General features: G+C 40.9%; 17 protein-coding genes and 1 other RNA gene. All 18 read left to right on the top strand.

Annotated features, from left to right (window positions below; genetic code table 11):
* Nucleotides 1-485: 485 nt before the first annotated feature.
* The 18 genes from V4P57_RS05625 to lpxC all read left to right on the top strand — a co-directional run bounded on the left by V4P57_RS05625 (nucleotide 486) and on the right by lpxC (nucleotide 21,363).
* Nucleotides 486-1,001 (top strand): lytic transglycosylase domain-containing protein, encoded by a 516-nt coding sequence (locus V4P57_RS05625; protein WP_455465617.1) that lies wholly within the window; start codon nucleotides 486-488, stop codon nucleotides 999-1,001.
* Between the two features lie 88 nt (nucleotides 1,002-1,089).
* An RNA gene (gene rnpB / locus V4P57_RS05620) (RNase P RNA component class A) lies at nucleotides 1,090-1,480 on the top strand.
* 298 nt (nucleotides 1,481-1,778) lie between these two features.
* Nucleotides 1,779-2,777 carry a 16S rRNA (cytosine(1402)-N(4))-methyltransferase RsmH gene (gene rsmH, locus V4P57_RS05615; protein WP_455465616.1) on the top strand — a complete coding sequence of 333 codons (999 nt, stop codon included), beginning with the start codon at nucleotides 1,779-1,781 and terminating at the stop codon, nucleotides 2,775-2,777.
* A complete protein-coding gene (gene ftsL, locus V4P57_RS05610) occupies nucleotides 2,774-3,178 on the top strand; it encodes a cell division protein FtsL (RefSeq protein WP_455465615.1) in 405 nt (134 codons plus the stop codon). Before rsmH ends, ftsL begins: the two co-directional genes overlap by 4 nt.
* Nucleotides 3,178-4,920 (top strand): peptidoglycan D,D-transpeptidase FtsI family protein, encoded by a 1,743-nt coding sequence (locus V4P57_RS05605; protein WP_455465614.1) that lies wholly within the window; start codon nucleotides 3,178-3,180, stop codon nucleotides 4,918-4,920. The genes ftsL and V4P57_RS05605 overlap by 1 nt, the downstream gene beginning before the upstream one ends.
* A gap of 23 nt (nucleotides 4,921-4,943) precedes the next feature.
* Nucleotides 4,944-6,395 (top strand): UDP-N-acetylmuramoyl-L-alanyl-D-glutamate--2,6-diaminopimelate ligase, encoded by a 1,452-nt coding sequence (locus tag V4P57_RS05600; RefSeq protein WP_455465613.1) that lies wholly within the window; start codon nucleotides 4,944-4,946, stop codon nucleotides 6,393-6,395.
* On the top strand, nucleotides 6,392-7,813 hold the full coding sequence (locus V4P57_RS05595) for a UDP-N-acetylmuramoylalanyl-D-glutamyl-2,6-diaminopimelate--D-alanyl-D-alanine ligase (RefSeq protein ID WP_455465612.1): 1,422 nt from the start codon (nucleotides 6,392-6,394) through the stop codon (nucleotides 7,811-7,813). The genes V4P57_RS05600 and V4P57_RS05595 overlap by 4 nt, the downstream gene beginning before the upstream one ends.
* Nucleotides 7,814-7,835: 22 nt before the next feature.
* The gene (mraY, locus tag V4P57_RS05590) at nucleotides 7,836-8,906 is read left to right on the top strand and encodes a phospho-N-acetylmuramoyl-pentapeptide-transferase (RefSeq protein ID WP_455465611.1); all 1,071 of its coding nucleotides are present in this window, start codon (nucleotides 7,836-7,838) and stop codon (nucleotides 8,904-8,906) included.
* Between the two features lie 4 nt (nucleotides 8,907-8,910).
* The gene (gene murD, locus V4P57_RS05585) at nucleotides 8,911-10,311 is read left to right on the top strand and encodes a UDP-N-acetylmuramoyl-L-alanine--D-glutamate ligase (RefSeq protein WP_455465610.1); all 1,401 of its coding nucleotides are present in this window, start codon (nucleotides 8,911-8,913) and stop codon (nucleotides 10,309-10,311) included.
* A gap of 132 nt (nucleotides 10,312-10,443) precedes the next feature.
* Entirely contained in the window at nucleotides 10,444-11,598 is a 1,155-nt protein-coding gene (locus tag V4P57_RS05580) for an FtsW/RodA/SpoVE family cell cycle protein (RefSeq protein WP_455465609.1), read from the top strand.
* Nucleotides 11,591-12,727: an undecaprenyldiphospho-muramoylpentapeptide beta-N-acetylglucosaminyltransferase gene (gene murG / locus V4P57_RS05575; RefSeq protein ID WP_455465608.1), complete on the top strand. Its 1,137-nt coding sequence runs from the start codon at nucleotides 11,591-11,593 to the stop codon at nucleotides 12,725-12,727. Before V4P57_RS05580 ends, murG begins: the two co-directional genes overlap by 8 nt.
* Entirely contained in the window at nucleotides 12,711-14,138 is a 1,428-nt protein-coding gene (gene murC, locus V4P57_RS05570; RefSeq protein ID WP_455465607.1) for a UDP-N-acetylmuramate--L-alanine ligase, read from the top strand. The genes murG and murC overlap by 17 nt, the downstream gene beginning before the upstream one ends.
* Nucleotides 14,116-15,093, top strand: coding sequence for a UDP-N-acetylmuramate dehydrogenase (gene murB, locus V4P57_RS05565; RefSeq protein WP_455465606.1), 978 nt, complete (start codon nucleotides 14,116-14,118; stop codon nucleotides 15,091-15,093). Before murC ends, murB begins: the two co-directional genes overlap by 23 nt.
* A 242-nt stretch (nucleotides 15,094-15,335) precedes the next feature.
* Nucleotides 15,336-16,256, top strand: a complete 921-nt coding sequence (locus V4P57_RS05560; RefSeq protein WP_455465605.1) for a D-alanine--D-alanine ligase — start codon at nucleotides 15,336-15,338, stop codon at nucleotides 16,254-16,256.
* Nucleotides 16,244-17,152: a cell division protein FtsQ/DivIB gene (locus tag V4P57_RS05555; protein WP_455465604.1), complete on the top strand. Its 909-nt coding sequence runs from the start codon at nucleotides 16,244-16,246 to the stop codon at nucleotides 17,150-17,152. Before V4P57_RS05560 ends, V4P57_RS05555 begins: the two co-directional genes overlap by 13 nt.
* Complete coding sequence (gene ftsA, locus V4P57_RS05550; protein WP_455465603.1) at nucleotides 17,149-18,450, top strand: cell division protein FtsA; 1,302 nt, start codon at nucleotides 17,149-17,151, stop codon at nucleotides 18,448-18,450. The genes V4P57_RS05555 and ftsA overlap by 4 nt, the downstream gene beginning before the upstream one ends.
* A 69-nt stretch (nucleotides 18,451-18,519) precedes the next feature.
* On the top strand, nucleotides 18,520-20,274 hold the full coding sequence (ftsZ, locus tag V4P57_RS05545; protein ID WP_455465602.1) for a cell division protein FtsZ: 1,755 nt from the start codon (nucleotides 18,520-18,522) through the stop codon (nucleotides 20,272-20,274).
* A gap of 213 nt (nucleotides 20,275-20,487) precedes the next feature.
* Nucleotides 20,488-21,363, top strand: coding sequence for a UDP-3-O-acyl-N-acetylglucosamine deacetylase (gene lpxC / locus V4P57_RS05540; protein ID WP_455465601.1), 876 nt, complete (start codon nucleotides 20,488-20,490; stop codon nucleotides 21,361-21,363).
* The last annotated feature ends 17 nt before the right edge of the window (nucleotides 21,364-21,380 follow it).

Genomic DNA, 21,380 nt, shown 5'->3' with positions numbered 1-21,380 from the left:
AGTTTTCTGCAGTGAGTATTTATCAAGCAATAGGAAAAGTTGATAATGATTTCTCTTCCCAGTAGAGCTCTTGCAATGTAGATAGCATTTGGTGAAGTTGTCCTGGCTTATGTTGCTTCTTAAGATTATGGAATTTGTTTCAACAAGATTTTAATAATAAGCTATAAAAGATAGAAGAAGTATTTTGAATGCTTTCTTTGTTTGTTAAAATTACATTTTTTGCATTTATTATCATAAACTAATATAGTATATTATATTTTTATTACATTTAAAGTCTCTTTGTATTTTATTTATTGTTAAATATCCTATAAGATAAAAAAATATATAATAAAAAAGTTGAGTTATCTTGTTATTTTACAACAAAATATTTTTGAAATAATCTTAATATTTTCATTTTCAAGCCGTTTTTTAGCTTTTTTTCTCTGTAGAATGCGTCCGCAAAGCCGTTGCGGCTAGGATTTGAAGATGTCTTGAAGAGAAAGAAAATGCAATTTTTGAAAATCCTTTTAAGTGCAGCATTTGCTGTATTTTTTATTTTTGATATAAGTTTGGCTCATACTATCTTGAATGTTGCAGATTCAAAGGAAAGCTCAGGGGCACTTACTTCTAAGATTCCTGCTCGTCCTTATGAATCTCTCATTCAGAGATTTGCAAATAAGTATAATGTTCCTGTTAATTTAGCACATGCTGTTGTAAGAGTTGAAAGCAATTATAAAGCACGTACAAAGGGAGCCGCTGGCGAGGTAGGCTTGATGCAAATTAAACCATCTACTGCGCGAGGGTTGGGTTTTAATGGCTCTGTGCAAGATCTTTATGATCCTGCGACAAATCTTGAATATGGTATGCGTTATTTGGCGCGGGCATATATGCTAAGCGGTGGGAACACATGTGGCACAATTCTTAAATATAATGCAGGTCATGCTGCAAAAAAAATGAATTCTATTTCAGCGAAATATTGCTCAAAAGTGAAAACTTATTTGGCGTCATTAAAATGGAAATAATCTTAAAGGTAATGCATTTGCTATAAAACTATAAAATATCTTGAAGGTGCTATTTTCACGTGATAAAAAATGTTTTATAAGCGCTGCGTCAGTCGGCTGGGCAGCCGCGCTTGTCTTGTGCCTAAAGGTGGCAGGTGAGGAAAGTCCGGGCTCCACGGAAAAACGGTGCCGGGTAACACCCGGCGGGGGCGACCCTAGGGAAAGTGCCACAGAAAGCAAACCGCCTATTTTTATAGGTAAGGGTGAAAGGGTGGGGTAAGAGCCCACCGCGCATTCAGTAATGAATGTGGCAAGGTAAACCCCACCGGGAGCAAGACCGAATAGAAATGACGCGCAAGGCTTAACTTGCAGCCAGTTTCCGGGCGAGTCATTCGGGTAGGTTGCACGAGGCGGATGGTAACATCCGTCCCAGATGAATGGTTGCCATGGAGAGTGTAAGCTTTACCATACAGAACCCGGCTTATAGGCCGACTGATATTTCATGGTTGAGTTCTATTTTATAGATTGGATATTATGGACAGTTGATATTTCTATGCTATATTGCATGTGAGCTTTTTCTATAGAAGGTGCATTCTTGAAAGTGTACACTTAAAAAAGAGTATTTTAAAAAATCATAATATTTCTTTAAATATAATGCATTAGGATATGCATCGGATTAACTTTGACTTTATTCTCTTTCATTGTGATAGATATGAGAGTTGAATTTTTAGTTATTCTGACATCAGTTGCCATTAAACAATTATTGATTTGAAAAAGTATAAATCAAGACGGATTATTTTGACAGAGCAGGGTCATAAAACTGAGCGCCATATTCCAGTGTTGTTGCAGCCAGTTTTAGCTGGGCTTGCACCATTGGTTGGGGCAAGAGTGATTGATGGTACCTTTGGTGCCGGTGGTTATACGCGTGCTTTTTTAAATGCCGGTGCAGAGGTTATTGCTCTTGATCGTGATCCTCATGCTATTCGTGAGGGACAATTGCTCGTTGATGAATTTTTCCCACGACTTCGTTTGGTGCAAATGGAATTTTCACAGTTGGATCGTGTTGTTGAAGAGAAGGTAGACGCTGTCATTTTGGATATTGGTGTTTCTTCCATGCAGCTTAATGAAGCTGAAAGGGGATTTTCTTTTCAGAAAGATGGTCCATTAGATATGCGAATGGCTCAGACTGGGTTTACTGCTGGCGATGTTATAAATTGCTTAAATGTTAATGAGTTAGCTCGAATCTTTAAAATATTAGGAGAAGAACGCTATGCTGGTCGGATTGCACGGATGATTGAAAAACGCCGCTGTGTTCAGCCTTTTTTGCGTACAGGTGATCTTGCTCATGCTATTGAGGTGTTGGTAGGGCGTAAATCAGGAGATCGCATTCATCCTGCAACGCGTGTATTTCAGGCTCTTCGCATTTATGTTAATGATGAAATTGGTGAACTTGCGCGTGGCTTATTTGCTGCTGAACGCATTTTAAAAGCAGGAGGCCGTCTGGGTGTCGTGAGTTTTCATTCTCTTGAAGATCGCATGGTCAAAAGATTTTTTTCTGCTCGTTCAGGAGAGCGTATGCGATCGCGCTATCTTCCTGAAATAGAGACGGATCCAGCAACATTTTTTCCTTTGTTTAAAGGGGGGATAACTGCAAGTGAAGAGGAATTGCAACAAAATCCTCGTTCGCGTTCTGCACGGTTACGTATTGGTGTACGCACAAATGCGGATAGTTTCATGGCAGATATGAAATTATTTGGTATGGCAGAGATTGCTGGTTTTGAAGGCGGCAAAAAATGACAGTTTTTCGTACATTTGATATGATTTTAGTGATGATTATGATTTGTATGGCAGGTCTTACCTATAAAGTGAAATATGACGTTCAGAAACGGATGAGTGAAATCCGTCGTCTTGAACATGAAATTGTTGCAGCAAAAAATACAGTGAGTTTACTTCGTGCTGAGTGGGCTGTGATGATAAAGCCTTCACGCATGCAAAAACTTGCAACGCGTTATCAAAAAGAGCTTAGTTTAGAGACTATACAGCCTCGCCAAGTCGTAGAGTTTAAGGATATTCCAGTACGTATCCATGATCAAATTGAAGAAGTGATTAAACAAACTATCTTGGAGGAAGAGAAGGATATTTTGGCAAATAATCGTACTTCTCGGGTGAACAATATTGTTCAAGAAAGCGTGCGGTGATGAAGTCGTACTTTCTATTTTCGCAGAAGAAAAAGTGTTTAAAGCCTTCGTTAGATGTTCATAACTTTCCTGTTCGTCGTTCTTATTCTAGTCGTCCACGCTTGCTTTTTTCTTTGCTCTGTTTTCTTATTTTATATGGTGTTATGGGAGCTTGTCTTATTTCTTATGGGCTTGAAGGTGGGCAGATTGAAGAGGCAAAAGGGCCAAGACTTCCTCAATTGACTGCGCGGCCTGATATTATTGATCGTAATAACCGTTTGTTAGCAACAGATATTAAAACTTATTCGCTTTTTGCTGAACCACGGCGTATTATTGATGTGGATGAAACAATTGAATTGCTCTCAACAGTTTTGCCCGATCTCAATTGGCAGGAAACTTATAACCGTCTCAAAAAAAAATCTAGTTTTTCTTGGATTCAGCGTGGATTAACACCAACGCAAAAGACGCAAATTATGGCTCTTGGTATTCCAGGGATTGGTTTTCGTACTGAAATCCGTCGTTTTTATCCAAGTGGATCGGTGGTTTCGCATATTCTCGGTATGGTTAATATTGATAATCAGGGTATAGCGGGGATGGAAAAATATATTGATGATGCCGGCTTGAGTGCTTTGCGTGCTGCTGGCCTTGCAACTGAGGAATCATTAAATCCTGTTCAGCTTTCGATTGATGTGCGTGTTCAGAGTATTGTGCATGATGAACTTGTTAAAGCAATGAAGCGTTATAAAGCACTTGCTGCAGGAGCTGTTATTTTGAATATCCACACTGGTGAAGTTTTGGCTTTGGCATCATTACCAGATTTTGATCCTGAAAATCCTGTTGAAGCTCTGAAAAGTGATCGCCTTAATCGGATGACTGCTGGAACTTTTGAAATGGGATCTATCATTAAAAGTTTTACGACCGCCATGGCGCTTGATTCAGGTCTTTTTCATTTAAATAGTGTCATTGATGCTTCACGGCCTTTTCAAGCAAGCCAGAATTATTTTATTCGTGATTTTCATGGAAAAAATCGTCCTTTAGCACTTTGGGAAGTTTTTATTTATTCCTCTAATATTGGTTCTGCTAAGGAGGCATTGGCGGTGGGAATTGATGGACATCGTAATTTTTTGAAACGACTTGGTTTACTGGATCGATTGACAACAGAATTGCCTGAAATTGCCCATCCTATTGTGCCACGTTATTGGAAGGATATTCATTCGATGACCATTGCTTTTGGACATGGTATGGCAACAACACCTTTGCAAACAGCAGTCGGTGCTGCTGCTTTAATGAATGATGGTTGGTTGATTGACCCCACCTTTTTGAAACGCACAAAGACAGAAACTTTGAAATATGCAAAACAAGTTTTAAATCCCAAAACAAGTCAAAATATGCGTTATCTTTATAAGTTAAACAGTGATATTGGTTCTGGACGTAATGCAAAAGTAGAAGGTTATCGGGTTGGTGGTAAAACAGGAACAGCTGAAAAAGTCGAAAATGGAAAATATTCTAAAACAAAAAATTTCAATAGTTTTCTCGCTGCTTTTCCTATTGAGAATCCCTCCTATGTTGTTTTAACAATTATTGATGAACCTCAGCCTGAAGATGGAAAAAAATCGGCAACAGCAGCAATGAATGCAGGGCCGATGCTTGCTAATATCATTCGCCGTTCAGCGAGTTTTTTGGGAATAAAACCAGATTTTGAAAAAGAATACGAGCCTCTTTTGAGCACAAAGAACAGTTTGAGATTCGTTAAACAACAGTAAAATTAATATGAAGGTGCATTGTCATGTTGTTTGGAACAGTTTTTACAGAATGTATTGAAGATGAGAATCTTTCTTCAATGGAAATAACAGGAATAAGTGCAGATTCACGGCAAGTTTTGCCAGGTTATGTTTTTGTGGCTGTTCAAGGTAATCAAGGTGATGGGAGACACTATATAAATGATGCACTAAAGCGTGGTGCACGAGCAGTCGTTACAGATTGTAATGTTGTTCTTGAGAATTTATCTGTTCCCCTTTTACGTGTTCGGGATGTTCGTCATAGTTTAGCGATAGCAGCTGCGCGTTTTTATAGTTCTCAACCTGAAACTATCGTTGCTGTTACAGGAACAAGTGGAAAAACATCCGTTGTCTCTTTTGTTAGGCAAATTTGGACTCATGTTGGATTATGTGCCGCTAGTATAGGGACGGTAGGTGTTGTTTCTCCTCACCGAAATGATTATGGTTCTCTCACAACACCTGATCCAGTAGTTCTACAGCGCCTCCTTTATGAAATTTCCAATGAAGGTGTTACACATGCAGCCCTTGAAGCATCTTCGCATGGGCTTGATCAATGCAGACTTGACGGAGTCCGTTTAACTGCTGGTGCCTTTACCAATTTAGGGCGTGATCATATGGATTATCACACGAGCGTAGAGGATTATTTGCGTGCTAAAATGAGGCTCTTTGATACACTTTTGCCTCAAGATTTTCCTGCTCTGATTTTTGCGGATGATGTTTATTCGCAAAAGGTTATTGATACGATCACACAAACACGCCGCCGTGTCTTAACAGTTGGGCGTAAAGGAAAATTTATCACTATTAATCGTATTGAACATCAACGGTCAAAACAGTGTGTTGAGTGTCGTGTGGAAAACAATATTTATACATTTGATTTGCCTTTAGCCGGAGATTTTCAGGTAATCAATGCACTTATGGCGGCAGGATTAGCAATTGCAACAGGAGTTTCTCCTGATAAAGTTTTTCATTCACTTGAAACTTTACAAGGAGCCCCCGGGCGCTTGGAATTGGTTGGAAAGACAGAAGATAATGCACCTGTTTATATAGATTATGCGCATAAACCAGAAGCTTTAGAGCAGGTATTGCTTTCTGTTCGCCCTTTTACGCAGGAGCGTTTAATTCTTGTTTTTGGTTGTGGTGGTGATCGTGATCGGGGAAAAAGGCCTTTAATGGGAAAAATTGCAGAAAACAAGGCTGATATTGTTATTGTAACGGATGATAATCCCCGTACTGAAGAACCTGAGAAAATTAGAAAAGATATTTTGCAAGCAGTTCCAAAAGCAATAGAAATAGCAGATCGTGGTGAAGCTATTGCTTATGCGGTTGGGATTTTGCAAGCTGGAGATACACTCATCATTGCTGGAAAAGGTCATGAGAATGGTCAGATTATAGGGCAAAAAACATATCCTTTTTCAGATCGCTTGAAAGCGATTGAGGCTTTGCAGGAACGAAAGAGATGACAGTGTTATGGGATAAACAAGCACTTATTACAGCAATTGATGGCTTTGTAATTGGATGCTTACCAGAAACTTTTTCTGGGATTTCTATTGATAGTCGTACGCTTGTAAAAGGTGATATTTTTTTTTGTATTAAAGGTCATCATCTTGATGGTCATGATTTTGTTGCGCAAGCTTATGCACGAGGAGCAGGCGTTCTTATCGTTGCCGAAGATCGTTTGGCTGACATGAAAACAATATCCGCTCCACTGATTGTTGTTCCTGATGTTTTGCAAGCCTTAGAAAAACTTGCGCAAGCTGCGCGTAGGCGTTCAGAGGCTAAAATTATAGCGGTAACAGGTTCTGTTGGAAAAACAACAACAAAAGAAGCTCTCAAACAAGTGCTTGCAACTGTTGGAAAGGTTCACGCGAATTCTGCTTCTTTGAATAATCACTGGGGAGTGCCACTTAGTTTGGCACGAATGCCAGCAGAGTGTGATTATGGTATCTTTGAAATTGGTATGAATCATAAAGATGAAATTCGCCCTCTGGTAAAGTTGGTTCGTCCGCATGTTGTTCTTATTACGCATATTGCTGCGGCACATATGGGTTTTTTCAAAAATCTTAAAGAAATAGCAGATGCAAAAGCTGAAATTTTTGAAGGATTAGATGAGGAAGGTGTTGTCATTTTAAATGCGGATAATGATTTTTTTTCTTATTTAATTCAAAAAGCAAAGCAATGTGGTGTGAAAAAGATCTTGAGCTTTGGTGAGGCTGAAAATTCCGATTATCAGGTTAGAGATATACATCTTCTAACGGGTTCTTCGTCTATGATTGTGCGCATTTCTGGGCAAGATAAAGAGATTAAAATTGGTGCTCCTGGACGACATATTGTTCAAAATAGTTTAGGTGTTATTGCGATTTGTGATGCAGTTGGTGCTGATTTAGAATGTATCGCACTTGCTTTGAGCCGTTTTTCTCTCCAAAAAGGGCGTGGTATCCGCTACCAGTTGTCTTTACCCAATGGGGGCGAATTTTATCTCATTGATGAAAGCTACAATGCGAATCCCGCGTCCATGCGTGCTGCTCTTGATCTGCTTGCTACGGGGCCGGTAGGTTTATGTGGTAGGCGCATTGCCATTTTGGGCGATATGTTGGAGTTGGGAGTTCATAGTGAAAAACTCCATCGTGATTTAGCAAAACCAGTATATCTTTCTGGGGCCAATCCAGTTTTTTTATTTGGTGAGGCAATGAAATTTTTGGCCGTTGATTTATCCGCTTACGTTAAGGTTCATTATGCTGAAAATATTGAAAAAATTTTACCGCTTCTTTTGGCAGAAATTTCCAATGGGGATCTGCTTATGATTAAATCATCCCGTGGTCTTAATTCTTCAGATATTGTGGCGGTACTTTTTGATCGTTATAAAGTGGTTTCTCTCTAATTTTAAATAGGTTTTTTATATTATGATGCTGTTTTTTTCTTTGCTTAGTGATTTGCTCCCAGGCGTTAACGTTTTTCGTTATATTACTTTTCGCACTATAGCAGCGATGCTTACATCGGGGCTCATTGTGTTTCTATTTGGTCCTAGTATCATTGCTTCTCTAAAATTGCGGCAGGGAAAAGGGCAGCCAATTCGCGCTGATGGTCCTCAAACACATTTTAAAAAGGCTGGGACGCCTACTATGGGTGGTTTGATGATTTTAACAGGCATTGTGGTGTCAGCATTTTTGTGGTGTAATTTATTGAATATTTATTTTTGGGTGTCGCTCTTTGTTATGCTTTCTTTTGGAGCAATTGGTTTTTATGATGATTATCTTAAGGTAACAAAACAAACACACAAAGGGTTTTCCGGTAAAGCTCGATTAGGATTGGAATTTTTGGTTGCAACAATTGCTGCTTTTATGATCTTACAAGTTGGTTCTCCTGGATTAGCTTTGCCCTTTGTGAAAGATTATTTTATCAATTTGAGTTGGTTTTTTCTTCCTTTTTCTGCTTTCGTTATTGTAGGAACTGGGAATGCGGTTAATTTGACTGATGGTCTTGACGGTTTAGCTATCGTTCCTGTGATGGTTGTTGCTTTGTCTTTTGCTTTAATTGCTTACCTTTCTGGTAATATCAATTTTGCTGATTATCTACAAATTCATTATGTATCAGGTACCGGTGAACTGGCTGTTTTACTAGGAGCTGTTGTTGGTGCGGGTCTTGGCTTTTTATGGTTTAATGCGCCGCCGGCGGCTATTTTTATGGGCGATACTGGTTCTTTGGCGCTTGGAGGACTCTTGGGTACTGTTGCTGTAGCAACCAAGCATGAAATTGTTTTGGCTCTTATTGGTGGGCTTTTTGTTCTGGAAGGGTTTTCGGTTGTTATTCAGGTTGGTTATTTCAAATTAACAAAAAAGCGTGTGTTTCTTATGGCACCAATACACCATCATTTTGAGAAAAAAGGCTGGACTGAAAGCCAAGTCGTGATACGCTTTTGGATTATTTCGATTGTTCTCGCTCTCATTGGCCTTTCAACACTTAAGTTGCGGTGACATTTTGATTTCTGTTACGTGTTATAAAGGTCAAAAAGTTGCTCTGTTTGGATTGGGGCCGTCTGGATTAGCAGCAGCAAAAGCATTGATACGTGGAGGTGCAGAAGTGGTTGCATGGGATGATAGTCCTTCAAGCGTGCAAGCGGCTTTTCGGCACAATGTTCCAACGCAAGATCTCCGTTATGAAGATTGGTCAGAATTCGTTGCATTGATTTTAGCTCCTGGTGTTCCTTTAAATTATCCTCAACCCCATTGGGTTGTTGAGAAAGCACGTCAAAAAGATATAGAAATTATCGGTGATATTGAATTATTTGTTCGTGCGCGCAACCATTTTTTACAGCACTATGGCTTTTGTGATCAAGATGTTCCGTTCATTGCTATTACTGGTACGAATGGGAAATCAACGACGACAGCTTTGCTTACTCATTTGCTAAAACAAATGGGCTATGATGTGCAGATGGGAGGAAATATCGGAACTGCAATATTGACCCTTAAGCCGTTTGTAAAAAAACGTATTTATGTGATTGAATGTTCATCGTTTCAAATTGATCTTACACCCTCTCTTCAGCCAACCGTTGGTCTTTTATTAAATCTCACGCCTGATCATATTGATCGCCATGGTAGCTTTGCTCAATATGTACAAGCTAAAAGGCGTTTAGTAGCTAGGGCTTCTCATGCCTTGATTTCAGTTGATGATTCTGCTTGTTGGAATTTGTACCAACAATTGCTTCATGAGGGTCGTCAAGTCGAGGCAATTTCCAAGGAACATTTTGTTGAAAATGGTTTTTATGCGGAGAGCACTAAGCTTTTTTCTGTTCATCAAGGGCAGCGCTCCATGCTTGCAGATCTGGCTCTTATAACAGCTTTACGTGGTAGTCATAACGCACAAAACGCACTTATGGTTTTAGCAACATTGCAAGCTTTGAAAATTACTGATCCACATATAGAGAACCATTTAGCAAGTTATAAAGGATTGGCTCATCGTATGCAGCAGGTGCGTAAAATGGGGACAGTTTTGTTTATCAATGATAGTAAGGCTACCAATGCAGATGCATCAGCTCCTGCACTCTCTGCTTTTGATGATATTTTTTGGATTGTTGGAGGGCAGGCAAAAAAAGGTGGGATTGAGTCTCTTAGAGGATTTTTTCATAAAATTCACAAAGCTTATTTGATTGGGAGCGCGGCGGAAGAATTTGCTGGCGTTATTGGATCTGTTTTTCCTTTTTCGATGAGCTTAACTTTGGAAAATGCGGTGCATGAAGCTGCTGCTGATGCAATGCATTGCAAGGCGAAAGAGGTTGTGGTTCTTTTTTCACCCGCTTGTGCAAGTTATGATCAATTTAAAAATTATGAAATGCGTGGAGAAGCATTTGTTTCTTTTGTTATGCAGTTAAAAGAGGCATGAATTTAAAAAAAGCGTTTTCATGTTAATATTCCAGAATCTTTTTTCGTGTAATTCAGTTTTTGAAGTGTTTTGCCAAAAAGTAGGGAACCATATCACTTTGAGTAGAATTATAAAAAAGATAAGGTGGATATAATGGTTACGCGTGCTGATAGAGATCCAATTGCGAATTGGTGGTGGACGATTGATCGCTCTATCTTTGCGGCTTGTTTGATCTTAATGGGGATTGGCATTATGCTTTCTTTTGCTGCAAGCCCCACTATTGCAAAAAAAATCGGAATTGCTGATGGTTTTTATTTTGTTCGCTGGCATATCATTTTTAGTATTCCAGCGTTTTTTACAATGGTTACCATTTCTTTTTTTTCGCTTCGTAATATTCGCCGTTTATGTGCTCTTTTGTTAATTGCAACGCTTGTTCTTATGGTTGCAACCTTATTTGTTGGTCCAGAATTAAAGGGGGCACGTCGGTGGATTCCTCTTTTTGGTTTTTCTGTACAGGCTTCAGAATTTATGAAGCCAGCTTTTGTGGTGATGTCTGCTTGGCTTTTTTCGGAACAGATGCGTAGGAGGGGAATTCTGGGTTATACGTTAGCGATTGTACTTTATGCCATTTGTTGTGTGCTTCTTGTTCTACAGCCCGATATTGGTCAAACACTTTTAATAAGTGCAACATGGGGGGGGCTGTTTTTTATTGCTGGTGTGCCTCTTACCATTCTTTTTCTTTTTCTCATTTTGGGGATTGTAGGAATTGTTTTTACCTATTTTTCTCTTCACCATGTGCGCGAGCGTATCAATGGTTTTTTGACAGGTGAAGGCAATACCTTTCAAGTGGATGTGGGACGTGAGGCTATTTTGAATGGTGGTTGGTTTGGGCAGGGGCCGGGCGAGGGAACGGTGAAACGTATCATTCCTGATAGCCATACAGATTTTGTTTTTTCTGTTGCTGCTGAAGAATATGGTATTATCCTCTGTCTTTTGATTATGATGCTTTTTGGCTTTATCGTTATGCGTTCATTGTATATAGCCATGAATACACGTGATTCCTTTATACGTCTTGGCATTACTGGCATAGCAATGATGATTGGTTTTCAATCAGCAATTAATATGGCGGTTAATCTTCATCTCATCCCTCCAAAGGGAATGACATTGCCGTTTATTTCTTATGGGGGTTCCTCTATGGTGGCAATTGCATTATCAATGGGGATTTTACTTAGTTTAACGCGCCGCTGGCCAGAAGCACGCTTTTCCGCTTTTTCCTCCCCTGCTGTTTTGGATATCACTTATGACTGATAAAAAAATTATTGTTTTGGTGGCTGGTGGTACAGGTGGACATCTTTTCCCTGCTGAAGCACTTGCCGTTGAATTAAGACGGCGTGGATATGATGTTCATTTGGCTACAGATAAAAGAGCTCAACGTTTTGTACGCTGCTTTGATAAAGAGCATACACATATACTTTCATCAGCGACATTTACACGACGCCATCCTTTTGCACTTGTAAAAACATTTTGGGCTTTGTTAAAAGGAATGGGGCAATCATTGGTGCTTTTTTATAAGCTGCGTCCTGTTCTCGTTGGTGGGTTTGGGGGATATCCTACTGTTCCTCCTCTTTTTATTGCTGCTTTAACACGGCGTGTAACATTTATTCACGAGCAAAATGCCATTATGGGGCGTGCCAATCGAGCGTTGGCAACTTTTGTGAGTGCAATAGCAGGTGGTTTGTTGTCGCCAAATAATATTTATACTGATAAAATACTTCTTACGGGCAATCCTGTGCGTGAGGCTGTTCTCAAAGCAGCGGAAATTCCTTATCATCCCTCAACTGGTGAAGATCCATTTCATTTCTTGGTTTTTGGTGGTAGCCAAGGGGCTTCTTCTTTTTCACGAATTGTCCCTGCAGCAATTGCTTTGCTGGATGAAAAGGACCGTAAACGCTTGCGAATTGTTCAGCAAGTTCGAGGTGAAGCTGGAGAGTTAATAGAAATCTATCATAAGATGGGTGTGCAAGCAGAAGTTGCCCCTTTTTTTGATGATATGACAGAACGTATGGCACGTGCTCATTTTATTTTGTCACGTGCTGGTGCTTCATCTGTTTGTGAAATAGCTGTGATTGGTCGACCCGCTTTGCTTATCCCATATCCCTATGCTTTAGATCACGATCAAGCGGCAAATGCAGCGCTGCTTGCTGCTGTGGGGGGTGCTCAAATTGTATCAGAAAAAGATTTGAATGCACAAAAACTTGCGTCTCTCTTAACAGAAGCCTGTTGTACGCCGCATTTATTGGAAAAACAAGCACTTGCTGCAAAAAAAGTTGGACAACCTCATGCAACTAGTCGCCTTGCTGATATGGCTGAAGCGTTGATTGCAGGGAAATTATTGTCAGATATAAAAGAGGAGTTTTTTGATGAAAATGCCGCTTAATATAGGTGTTATCCATTTTGTTGGAATCGGTGGTATCGGCATGAGTGGAATTGCGGAGGTTTTTCATAATTTTGGCTATCAAGTTCAAGGATCAGATCAAGTTGAGAATGCAAATGTTGAACGTTTACGGGGGAAAGGAATTAACATTTATATCGGTCATAACCCTGAAAATTTAGGGGATGCAGAGGTTGTTGTTTTTTCTACTGCTATAAAAAAAACAAATCCTGAATATATTGCCGCAAAAGAAAGGCATTTGCCGCTTGTGAGGCGTGCAGAAATGTTAGCGGAGCTTATGCGGTTTCGTCGGGCAATTGCCGTTGGTGGTACTCATGGTAAAACAACGACTACATCAATGGTAGCAGCACTTCTTGTTGCCGGTAATTTGGATCCGGTGGTGATTAATGGCGGTATTATTAATGCTTATGGCACGAATGCTCGTATGGGGGGAGGTGATTGGATGGTTGTTGAAGCTGATGAAAGTGATGGTACATTTTTAAAGTTGCCTGCTGATATTGCCGTTGTTACCAATATTGATGCTGAGCATTTGGATCATTACGGGAATTTTTCTGCTCTGCGCCGAGCTTTTCGGCACTTTGTAGAGAATGTTCCTTTTTATGGCTTTGCTGTTTTATGCCTCGACCATCCAGAGGTTCAGTCTTTAGCCAGTCGTATTGATGATCGTTGGGTGATCACTTATGGTGCCAATCCACAAGCAGATGTTCGTTTTCTTAATCTGTCTATGGATGGTCAAAAAACGCATTTTGATGTTCTTATTCGCTCGCGTAAGACAGGTAGAGAGACTGAGTTAAAAAATTTAATTTTGCCAATGTCTGGGCAGCATAATGTGTCTAATGCAACAGCAGCGATTGCTATTGCTCATGAACTTGGCATTTCAAATAGCTCTATAAAAAAGGGGATAGAAGGATTTAGTGGAGTAAAACGGCGTTTTACACAGATAGGGAGTTGGCATGGTGTTGAGATCTTTGATGATTATGGACATCATCCTGTCGAGATAAAAGCTGTTCTACGTGCAGCGCGTGAAAGTGCAAAAGGGCGCATTATTGCTGTTGCGCAACCACACCGTTATTCCCGTTTGCATAATCTATTTGATGATTTTGCTTCTTGTTTTAATGATGCTGATATTGTGATGATCACACCTGTTTATGCAGCCGGTGAAGAGCCAATCGCTGGTTTTGGTGCTAGAGAATTGGTTGAGCATATTCAAAAGGCCGGTCATCGTGATGCGCGTTTGATTCATTCTCTGGAAGATGTCATGTCGCTTGTCTCTACATTTGCTCAATCGGGGGATTATGTTGTTTTTCTTGGTGCTGGCAATATCACACAATGGGCTTATGCTTTGCCTCATCAGTTGATGGTGCTTGATAACAATGATAAATTTTCAACTCATTGATGGTGAGGCGCTGTTGGCGCGATTGCAACCGATATTGGGCGGAATAAAAGGCAAAATTACGCCTAATGTTGATATGCGTAAGGTGACGTGGTTTCGCACTGGTGGGTTGGCTGAGCTTTTTTATCAGCCTGCCGATGAAGCGGATTTGGTTCTTTTTCTTCAAAGTTTGCCTGAATCTATCCCTATAACAATTGTGGGGATCGGTTCTAATATTTTGGTGCGGGATGGGGGGATTCCTGGTGTTGTTATTCGTCTTTCGGCCAAAAGTTTTGGGCAAGTGCGACAAGTTTCTCCAAAGCGCTTTTTGGTTGGTGCCGCTACGGCAGATAAACATTTAGCAGCGGCAGCTTTAGAAGCTGAGATTGCAGGTTTTCATTTTTATCATGGTATTCCTGGTGGTCTTGGAGGAGCACTCAAAATGAATGCAGGAGCTAATGGTTTTGAGACAGCTGCGCGTGTTGTTGAAGTCTATGCACTTGATCGTAGAGGACAGCGTCATATTTTGAGTTTGAAGGATATGCACTATTCCTATCGCCATTGTGATATTCCTGAAGGTTTTATTTTTACTGCTGCTTTGTTGGAAGGACAACTAGGAGATAAAAACAATATTCGTGCAGCCATGGATGAAGTTGCACTTCATCGGGAAAAAGTACAACCTATTCGCGAAAAAACAGGTGGATCAACTTTCCGAAATCCTGAAAATACATCTGCATGGCGTGTTATTGATGAAGCAGGGTGCCGTGGTTTGCGGGTTGGTGGGGCTCAAATGAGTGAAATGCACTGTAATTTTATGATCAATACAGGACAAGCAACAGGCTATGATCTTGAAGCATTGGGAGAAACAGTGCGTGCCCGTGTTTTTGCTCACTCAGCCCATCTCTTACAGTGGGAAATACAGCGTATCGGTCAATTTGAACAAGGCCGTAGTGTTCTTTCTTTTGATAAGTTTAATTAATTTATTCAGTGCAATAAAAAAATTGTAATAAAAAATTGAGTCATTTCAAAGAGATAATGAAAAAAATCCATTAAGAATCAATAAATTAACAAAGAATCTCTTGCGTGATGCGTTTGAGTCTGATTCATTATACAAAATGCTTAGGTTATTGATTCGCAAGGATAAATCTTGGCATTTCCCGTATGTGGTATTGGTGATTTCTATGTGGTCTATATATAGTATGCCAAGGAGGATAGGTTGTTATGAAAGATGAGCATATAGCTGTATTAATGGGAGGTATCTCCTCTGAACGGTCTGTAAGTTTATCTTCAGGCGCTGCTTGTGCTGATGTTCTTGAGGCGCAGGGATATCGTGTGAGCCGCGTGGATGTTGATGGTCATATTGCTTCTGTTCTTGAACAATTACAGCCTGATATCGCTTTTAATGCATTGCATGGGGCATTTGGTGAGGATGGTTGTATTCAGGGTGTTCTTGAGTATTTAAAAATTCCTTATACCCATTCCGGAGTGATGGCGTCTGCACTGGCAATGGATAAGGGGCGTGCAAAAATTGTTGTTGCAAGCGTTGGTGTTTCTGTTGCTCCATCTTATGTGATGAGCCGCTTTGCTGTAGGGAGAGCGCATCCTATGGAGCCTCCTTATGTGATTAAGCCTGTGTGCGAAGGATCGAGTTTTGGTGTCGTGATTGTGAAAGGAAATGAACCTGCACCGCCGCGTAATATCATGGGAGCTGAATGGGTTTATGCAGATGAGGTGATTGTTGAAAAATATATTCCTGGGCGTGAACTTACTTGTGCTGTTTTGGGAAATGAGGCTTTGGATGTTTGTGAAATTTTACCCGATCAACGTTTTCAGTTCTATGATCATGACTCGAAATATAAATCTGGTGGCTCTCTTCACATTTGTCCTGCAAAACTTTCATCAAATATTTACCAAAAGGTGCAAAGAATGTCTTTGGCCGCACATCAGGCGATAGGTTGTCGAGGTGTTAGCCGTTCTGATTTTCGTTTTGATGAGGAAACGGAAGAGTTAGTTTGGCTTGAAATTAATACACAGCCCGGTATGACATCGACTTCTCTTTTTCCTGATATTGCAAAAGCGAGTGGTCGTACTTATAGCGATATTGTTCAGTGGATGGTGGAGGACGCGTCGTGTATGCGTTGAATGTTAATAAAACAAATGTTCCGATGGTGCTGTCAGTGTCAGCTTTGCCACGTCTTTATCGTCGATTTCTCCGATTTATGTTTGAGTTTGTCTTTACCAGTATTCATGTACCTCGCCATTTCGGTTCTTTTGCGGTTTTATTGTTTTTCTTTGTTACGGTGCTTTATGGGCTCTTATCAAGTGGTCGTATGGAGATGATTGTAAAAACTGTAATATCAGATATTGGTTTTGAGGTTACCGATATCGAGATAAGTGGTAATAAGCGCGTAGTAAAACAGAGAGTTTTGGAAATTTTAGGACTTGATCTTTCTCCATCAATATTCGTTTTTGATGTTGATAGAGCACGTTCTGTTTTGGAACAGCAGGCTTGGATTCAATCGGCTAATGTTCAAAAGATTTATCCTAACCGTGTGCGTATTTCAGTTGTGGAGCGTGAACCATATGCGATTTGGCAGCATGACGGTATGATGGATATTGTTGATAGTACAGGGCGCGTAATTGTGCCCTTTCAGGGAGGCTTAGTTCGGGGGTTGCCCCTTGTGGTTGGTCAGGGTGCACAAAATGCTGCCAAAGTTTTTATTCAAGCGCTTTCGGCATATCCGCAATTGTATAATCGTGTTCGCGCTTATGTACGTGTGGGTGATCGGCGATGGGATCTTGTCTTGGATAATGGCGTACGCGTTAAGTTGCCTGAGAATAATGCACTTGAAAGGCTTTCTTCTCTTATTAAGGCAGGTATAGAACAAGATCTTTTTTCTCGCGATATTTTAAGTATTGATTTACGTCTTTCTGATCGAATTACAGTTTCTTTATCAGATGAAGCATTGGAACGTCGTAGGGTCGCTGTGGCTGAAGAAGAACGCGCTTTAAAGGTGCGAAAGGCAGGAGGCCTATGATGTTGCTTGGATCACATCATATGGGGGGACGTAAAACACGTTTTTTGACTGTTCTTGATGTCGGCTCCAGTAAGATTGTTTGTCTTATTGCTTGTTTGCGTCCTTTGAAGCATATGCACTATTTACATGGTCGTACACATTCTATGGAAATTCTAGGTTTTGGAGTGCAGCGCTCACGTGGTATCAAATCTGGTGTTGTGATGGATATGTGTGCGGCAGAGCAATCCATACGGTTGGCTGTTAATGCGGCAGAAAAAATGGCTGGTTTGGTGGTGGATTCGGTGATTGTGAATTTTTCTTCAAGCCGATTACAAAGTACTCTTATCAATGGCATGGTACGTTTGAATGGTCGTGAGGTAACCAAGCGTGATATGCGTGTGGCATTTTCAGATGTTTCGCGCAAAGTTTTTGATGCTGAACGTCATGTCATGCATTCAGTTCCAGTCTCTTATGTGTTGGATGGAGATAAAGGGATTTCTGATCCTATTGGAATGGCGGGAGAATTGTTTGGTGTGGATGTGCATGTGGTAACAGCGGAAACAGCATCTTTGCGTAATTTGGAAGCTTGTATTAATCGTGCACATTTAAGTGTTGAAACAATGGTTGCAACTCCTCTTGCAAGTGGTCTTTCTGTTTTGATGAATGATGAAGCGCATTTAGGGGCTGCATGTATTGATTTTGGGGGTGGAACAACGACGTTTTCAGTGTTTTTTGAGGGAAAGTTTGTTCATGCAGATGCACTTGCGATTGGCGGACATCATGTGACTCTTGATGTTGCACGGGGGTTTTCTATGTCACTTACAGAGGCAGAACGTTTAAAGGTTGTCTATGGTTCAGCACTTCTGACAAGTGCTGATGAGCGACATATGATTAATGTGGCAGAGATTGGGAATGGACAGCGTGAAACTCAATATCCTCGTGCTGTTCTTGGTCGTATCATTCATGCACGTGTTGAAGAAATTTTAGAGATGGTACGTGATTGCTTAAATCGTTCTGGTTTTGGTCACATTATTGGTAAGCGCGTTATTTTGACTGGGGGAGCAAGCCAGTTAACGGGATTGCCAGAAATGGCACGTAGTATTTTGGGAAGAAATGTTCGCATAGGACGGCCTTTAGGTATCTCGAGGCTTCCTTCTCTTGCAAAAGGGGCGGCGTTTACATCTGCTGTTGGATTGTTAATTTATCCGCAATTGGTGGGTTTTGAAGAAAAAACAATGCAGGGTGCAGTAAAACATTTATCGATGGGCACGCGTGGGTATTTTCAGCGTGTTGGTCAATGGTTGCGTGAGAGTTTTTAAGTAAGTCTATTGAGGTAAAGTTAAATTTCATCGCTTTGACTTGCGATGTCTTATGAGAAGGAAAAAGAAATGACGATTAATCTGCATCGGCCAGATATCGCGGAATTGAAGCCACGCATTACCGTTTTTGGTGTTGGCGGTGGTGGTGGGAATGCCGTGAATAATATGATTAATGCTGGTCTTCAGGGAGTTGATTTTGTTGTTGCCAATACAGATGCACAGGCTTTGGCTATGTCAAAAGCTGAACGTGTTATCCAGCTTGGTGCAGCCGTTACGGAAGGTCTTGGTGCTGGTGCTTTGCCAGAAGTTGGTCAAGCGGCTGCAGAGGAATGTATAGATGAAATTATCGACCATCTTGCGGATTCTCACATGGTTTTCATTACGGCTGGTATGGGTGGAGGTACAGGAACTGGGGCGGCGCCCGTTGTAGCTCGCGCAGCACGTGATAAAGGTATTTTGACCGTTGGTGTCGTAACAAAGCCATTTCAGTTTGAAGGTGCTCGCCGTATGAAAACGGCAGAGGCGGGTATTGAAGAACTACAAAAGTCTGTTGATACATTGATTGTTATTCCCAATCAGAATCTTTTTCGCATTGCAGATGAAAAAACAACATTTGCTGATGCTTTTGCTATGGCTGATCAAGTGCTTTATTCTGGTGTTGCTTCTATTACAGACCTCATGATTAAAGAGGGGCTCATTAATCTTGACTTTGCTGATGTTCGTTCTGTTATGCATGAAATGGGTCGTGCGATGATGGGAACGGGTGAGGCGTCTGGTGATGGTCGTGCTTTGGCAGCTGCTGAAGCTGCTATTGCGAATCCGCTGTTGGATGATACTTCTATGCGGGGTGCTCGTGGCCTGCTCATTTCTATTACGGGTGGTCGTGATATGACTCTCTTTGAAGTGGATGAAGCAGCGAATCGTATTCGTGAAGAAGTCGATGCGGATGCAAATGTTATCTTTGGTGCTATTGATGATGAGTCCCTAGAGGGCGTTATTCGTGTATCTGTGGTTGCAACGGGTATTGATCGTGAGGTTAGTGATGTCGTTCAACCTTCTCATCCTCAGCTTCAAAGACATGCAACTTCAACTCGTAGGAGTGATCCTGCAGCGTCGCAGACTTCTTTTCCTATTCAGTCACCACCCTTACGTTCTGAGTCAATGGTAGAAGTGATAGAAGCGCTTGAAATAGAAAAGGGTAAACCGGCTGGAGAACAGTTCCGTCCTAAGAGTCAAATTTTTGCACAACCTGCAGATGCTGTCGCTGCACGAAGTGCGAATGCTTCCCCTTATGGATCAAGTGTTGTGCATGGGCAGATATCAAATGCACCACGTATGCAAGTTAGCCGTAGTTCTCAGCAGTCTATGATTGCACCTGTAAGCATGGAGGCGACGGCGCATGTTCTTGATGAGATGACAGAGGTTGTTAAGCAGAAAGACAAGCAAGTACAACAGATGCAAGCACGTTCACCGATGCGTATGCCTGAGTTAAAGGATTTTCCTCCTGTTGTTCATGCTCAACGTGAGAGGGCACCTGCAGCCGGCCAAGGACCTCGCAATCTTTGGCAGCGTTTGAAACAGAGCTTGACACATCGAGAAGAAGTTGAACCAGAAGCTCGATTAGAGCCCGCTGTGAAATCTTCTCAGAAGCAAGAAGCGCACGTTTATAAGAAAAGTTCTCAGGCACTTTCTCAGGATGCTTCTGTTTATGTTCCACGTCGTTCTGGTGAGTTGCATCCCCATGTACCGCAAGATCAGCGTACTTTTATAAGCGAAGAAGATCAGTTGGAAATACCAGCGTTTTTACGTCGTCAGGCAAATTAATTAGCAAAAAAATGAGAAAGATGGGGAAATTTGGCACTTTCTTCTATGATCAATAAAAGCTTTGTACAGTGAAATATATTGCTCTTTTGGAAAAAATACTCTGATTTTTATAAACTCGCGTGTTATAAGCGGGTTTATTATTTTCTTTGGTTATGGCTTTTATGCATTTATAAATATTTTTAAAGTGCGTAAAAAACTACTCAATGAAATAATATGATGAAGCTGGTGCAAAAATATCAGTCCACTCTAAAAAAGGCAGTGACATTTAAGGGGTATGGTGTTCACAGCGGGTGTTTGTCTGTGGTGAAGGTCTGTCCAGCTGACGTTGGGTGTGGTATTGTTTTTAAGCGTCGTGTGATGGATGGAACAGAGAAAATATTTCAAGCGCATGCATCGCAAACGGGAGAAACTGAATTATCAACAGTGCTTGGACATGGAGAAGCGAGAGTTGGAACGATTGAACATTTGATGGCTGCAATCGCTGCTTATAATTTGGATAATCTTATTATTGAAGTGTCGAGTAATGAGATACCCATTTTGGATGGTTCTTCATGGCAATATTGTCAAGGGTTTGAAGACGTTGGCATCGTACAGCAGGATGCATTGCGTTGCTATTTTGTTATAAAAAAGCCGCTGCGGATTGAAGTAGATGGTGGTATGGCAGAGTTTTTGCCGTTTGATGGACGGTGTTTTGATGTAACGATTTCTTTTCCTTCTTGCGCTATTGGTAAGCAACATTTCAATTTTGACCTTACCACGAAGGGGTTTCGAGATAATTTATCCCGTGCGCGCACTTTTGGTTTTGTCAAAGATGTGGAAGAATTATGGAATTCTGGAAAGGCGATAGGCGCTTCTTTGGAAAATTCCCTTATTATCGGACTTAATGATAAAATCATGAATCCAGATGGTCCTCATTGGGAAAATGAATGTGTGCGGCACAAAATGCTTGATGCGATTGGTGATACTGCTTTGCTTGGAGCACCTTTTATTGGATTATTTCGTTCCTATTGTAGTGGGCATAGAATTAATTCACAATTGGTGAAAGCTGTTTTGGCAGATAAATCTTGTTACGAAGAAAGCTATCTATAGGCAGCGTGAAGGAAAAA

The organism is Bartonella sp. B39 (genome assembly GCF_053795145.1).
Note: the sequence above shows the minus strand (reverse complement) of the source record. Positions and strands in the feature narration are given on the sequence as shown.

Excerpts from the sequence above, each read along its gene's own strand:
- V4P57_RS05605 (WP_455465614.1), top strand. The coding sequence starts at position 3,178 with ATGAAGTCGTACTTTCTATTTTCGCAGAAGAAAAAGTGTTTAAAGCCT.
- lpxC (WP_455465601.1), top strand. The coding sequence starts at position 20,488 with ATGATGAAGCTGGTGCAAAAATATCAGTCCACTCTAAAAAAGGCAGTG.
- murB (WP_455465606.1), top strand. The coding sequence starts at position 14,116 with ATGATAAATTTTCAACTCATTGATGGTGAGGCGCTGTTGGCGCGATTG.
- ftsA (WP_455465603.1), top strand. The coding sequence starts at position 17,149 with ATGATGTTGCTTGGATCACATCATATGGGGGGACGTAAAACACGTTTT.
- V4P57_RS05625 (WP_455465617.1), top strand. The coding sequence starts at position 486 with ATGCAATTTTTGAAAATCCTTTTAAGTGCAGCATTTGCTGTATTTTTT.
- V4P57_RS05595 (WP_455465612.1), top strand. The coding sequence starts at position 6,392 with ATGACAGTGTTATGGGATAAACAAGCACTTATTACAGCAATTGATGGC.
- murC (WP_455465607.1), top strand. The coding sequence starts at position 12,711 with ATGAAAATGCCGCTTAATATAGGTGTTATCCATTTTGTTGGAATCGGT.
- ftsL (WP_455465615.1), top strand. The coding sequence starts at position 2,774 with ATGACAGTTTTTCGTACATTTGATATGATTTTAGTGATGATTATGATT.
- mraY (WP_455465611.1), top strand. The coding sequence starts at position 7,836 with ATGATGCTGTTTTTTTCTTTGCTTAGTGATTTGCTCCCAGGCGTTAAC.
- V4P57_RS05600 (WP_455465613.1), top strand. The coding sequence starts at position 4,944 with ATGTTGTTTGGAACAGTTTTTACAGAATGTATTGAAGATGAGAATCTT.
- murG (WP_455465608.1), top strand. The coding sequence starts at position 11,591 with ATGACTGATAAAAAAATTATTGTTTTGGTGGCTGGTGGTACAGGTGGA.
- V4P57_RS05560 (WP_455465605.1), top strand. The coding sequence starts at position 15,336 with ATGAAAGATGAGCATATAGCTGTATTAATGGGAGGTATCTCCTCTGAA.
- V4P57_RS05580 (WP_455465609.1), top strand. The coding sequence starts at position 10,444 with ATGGTTACGCGTGCTGATAGAGATCCAATTGCGAATTGGTGGTGGACG.
- ftsZ (WP_455465602.1), top strand. The coding sequence starts at position 18,520 with ATGACGATTAATCTGCATCGGCCAGATATCGCGGAATTGAAGCCACGC.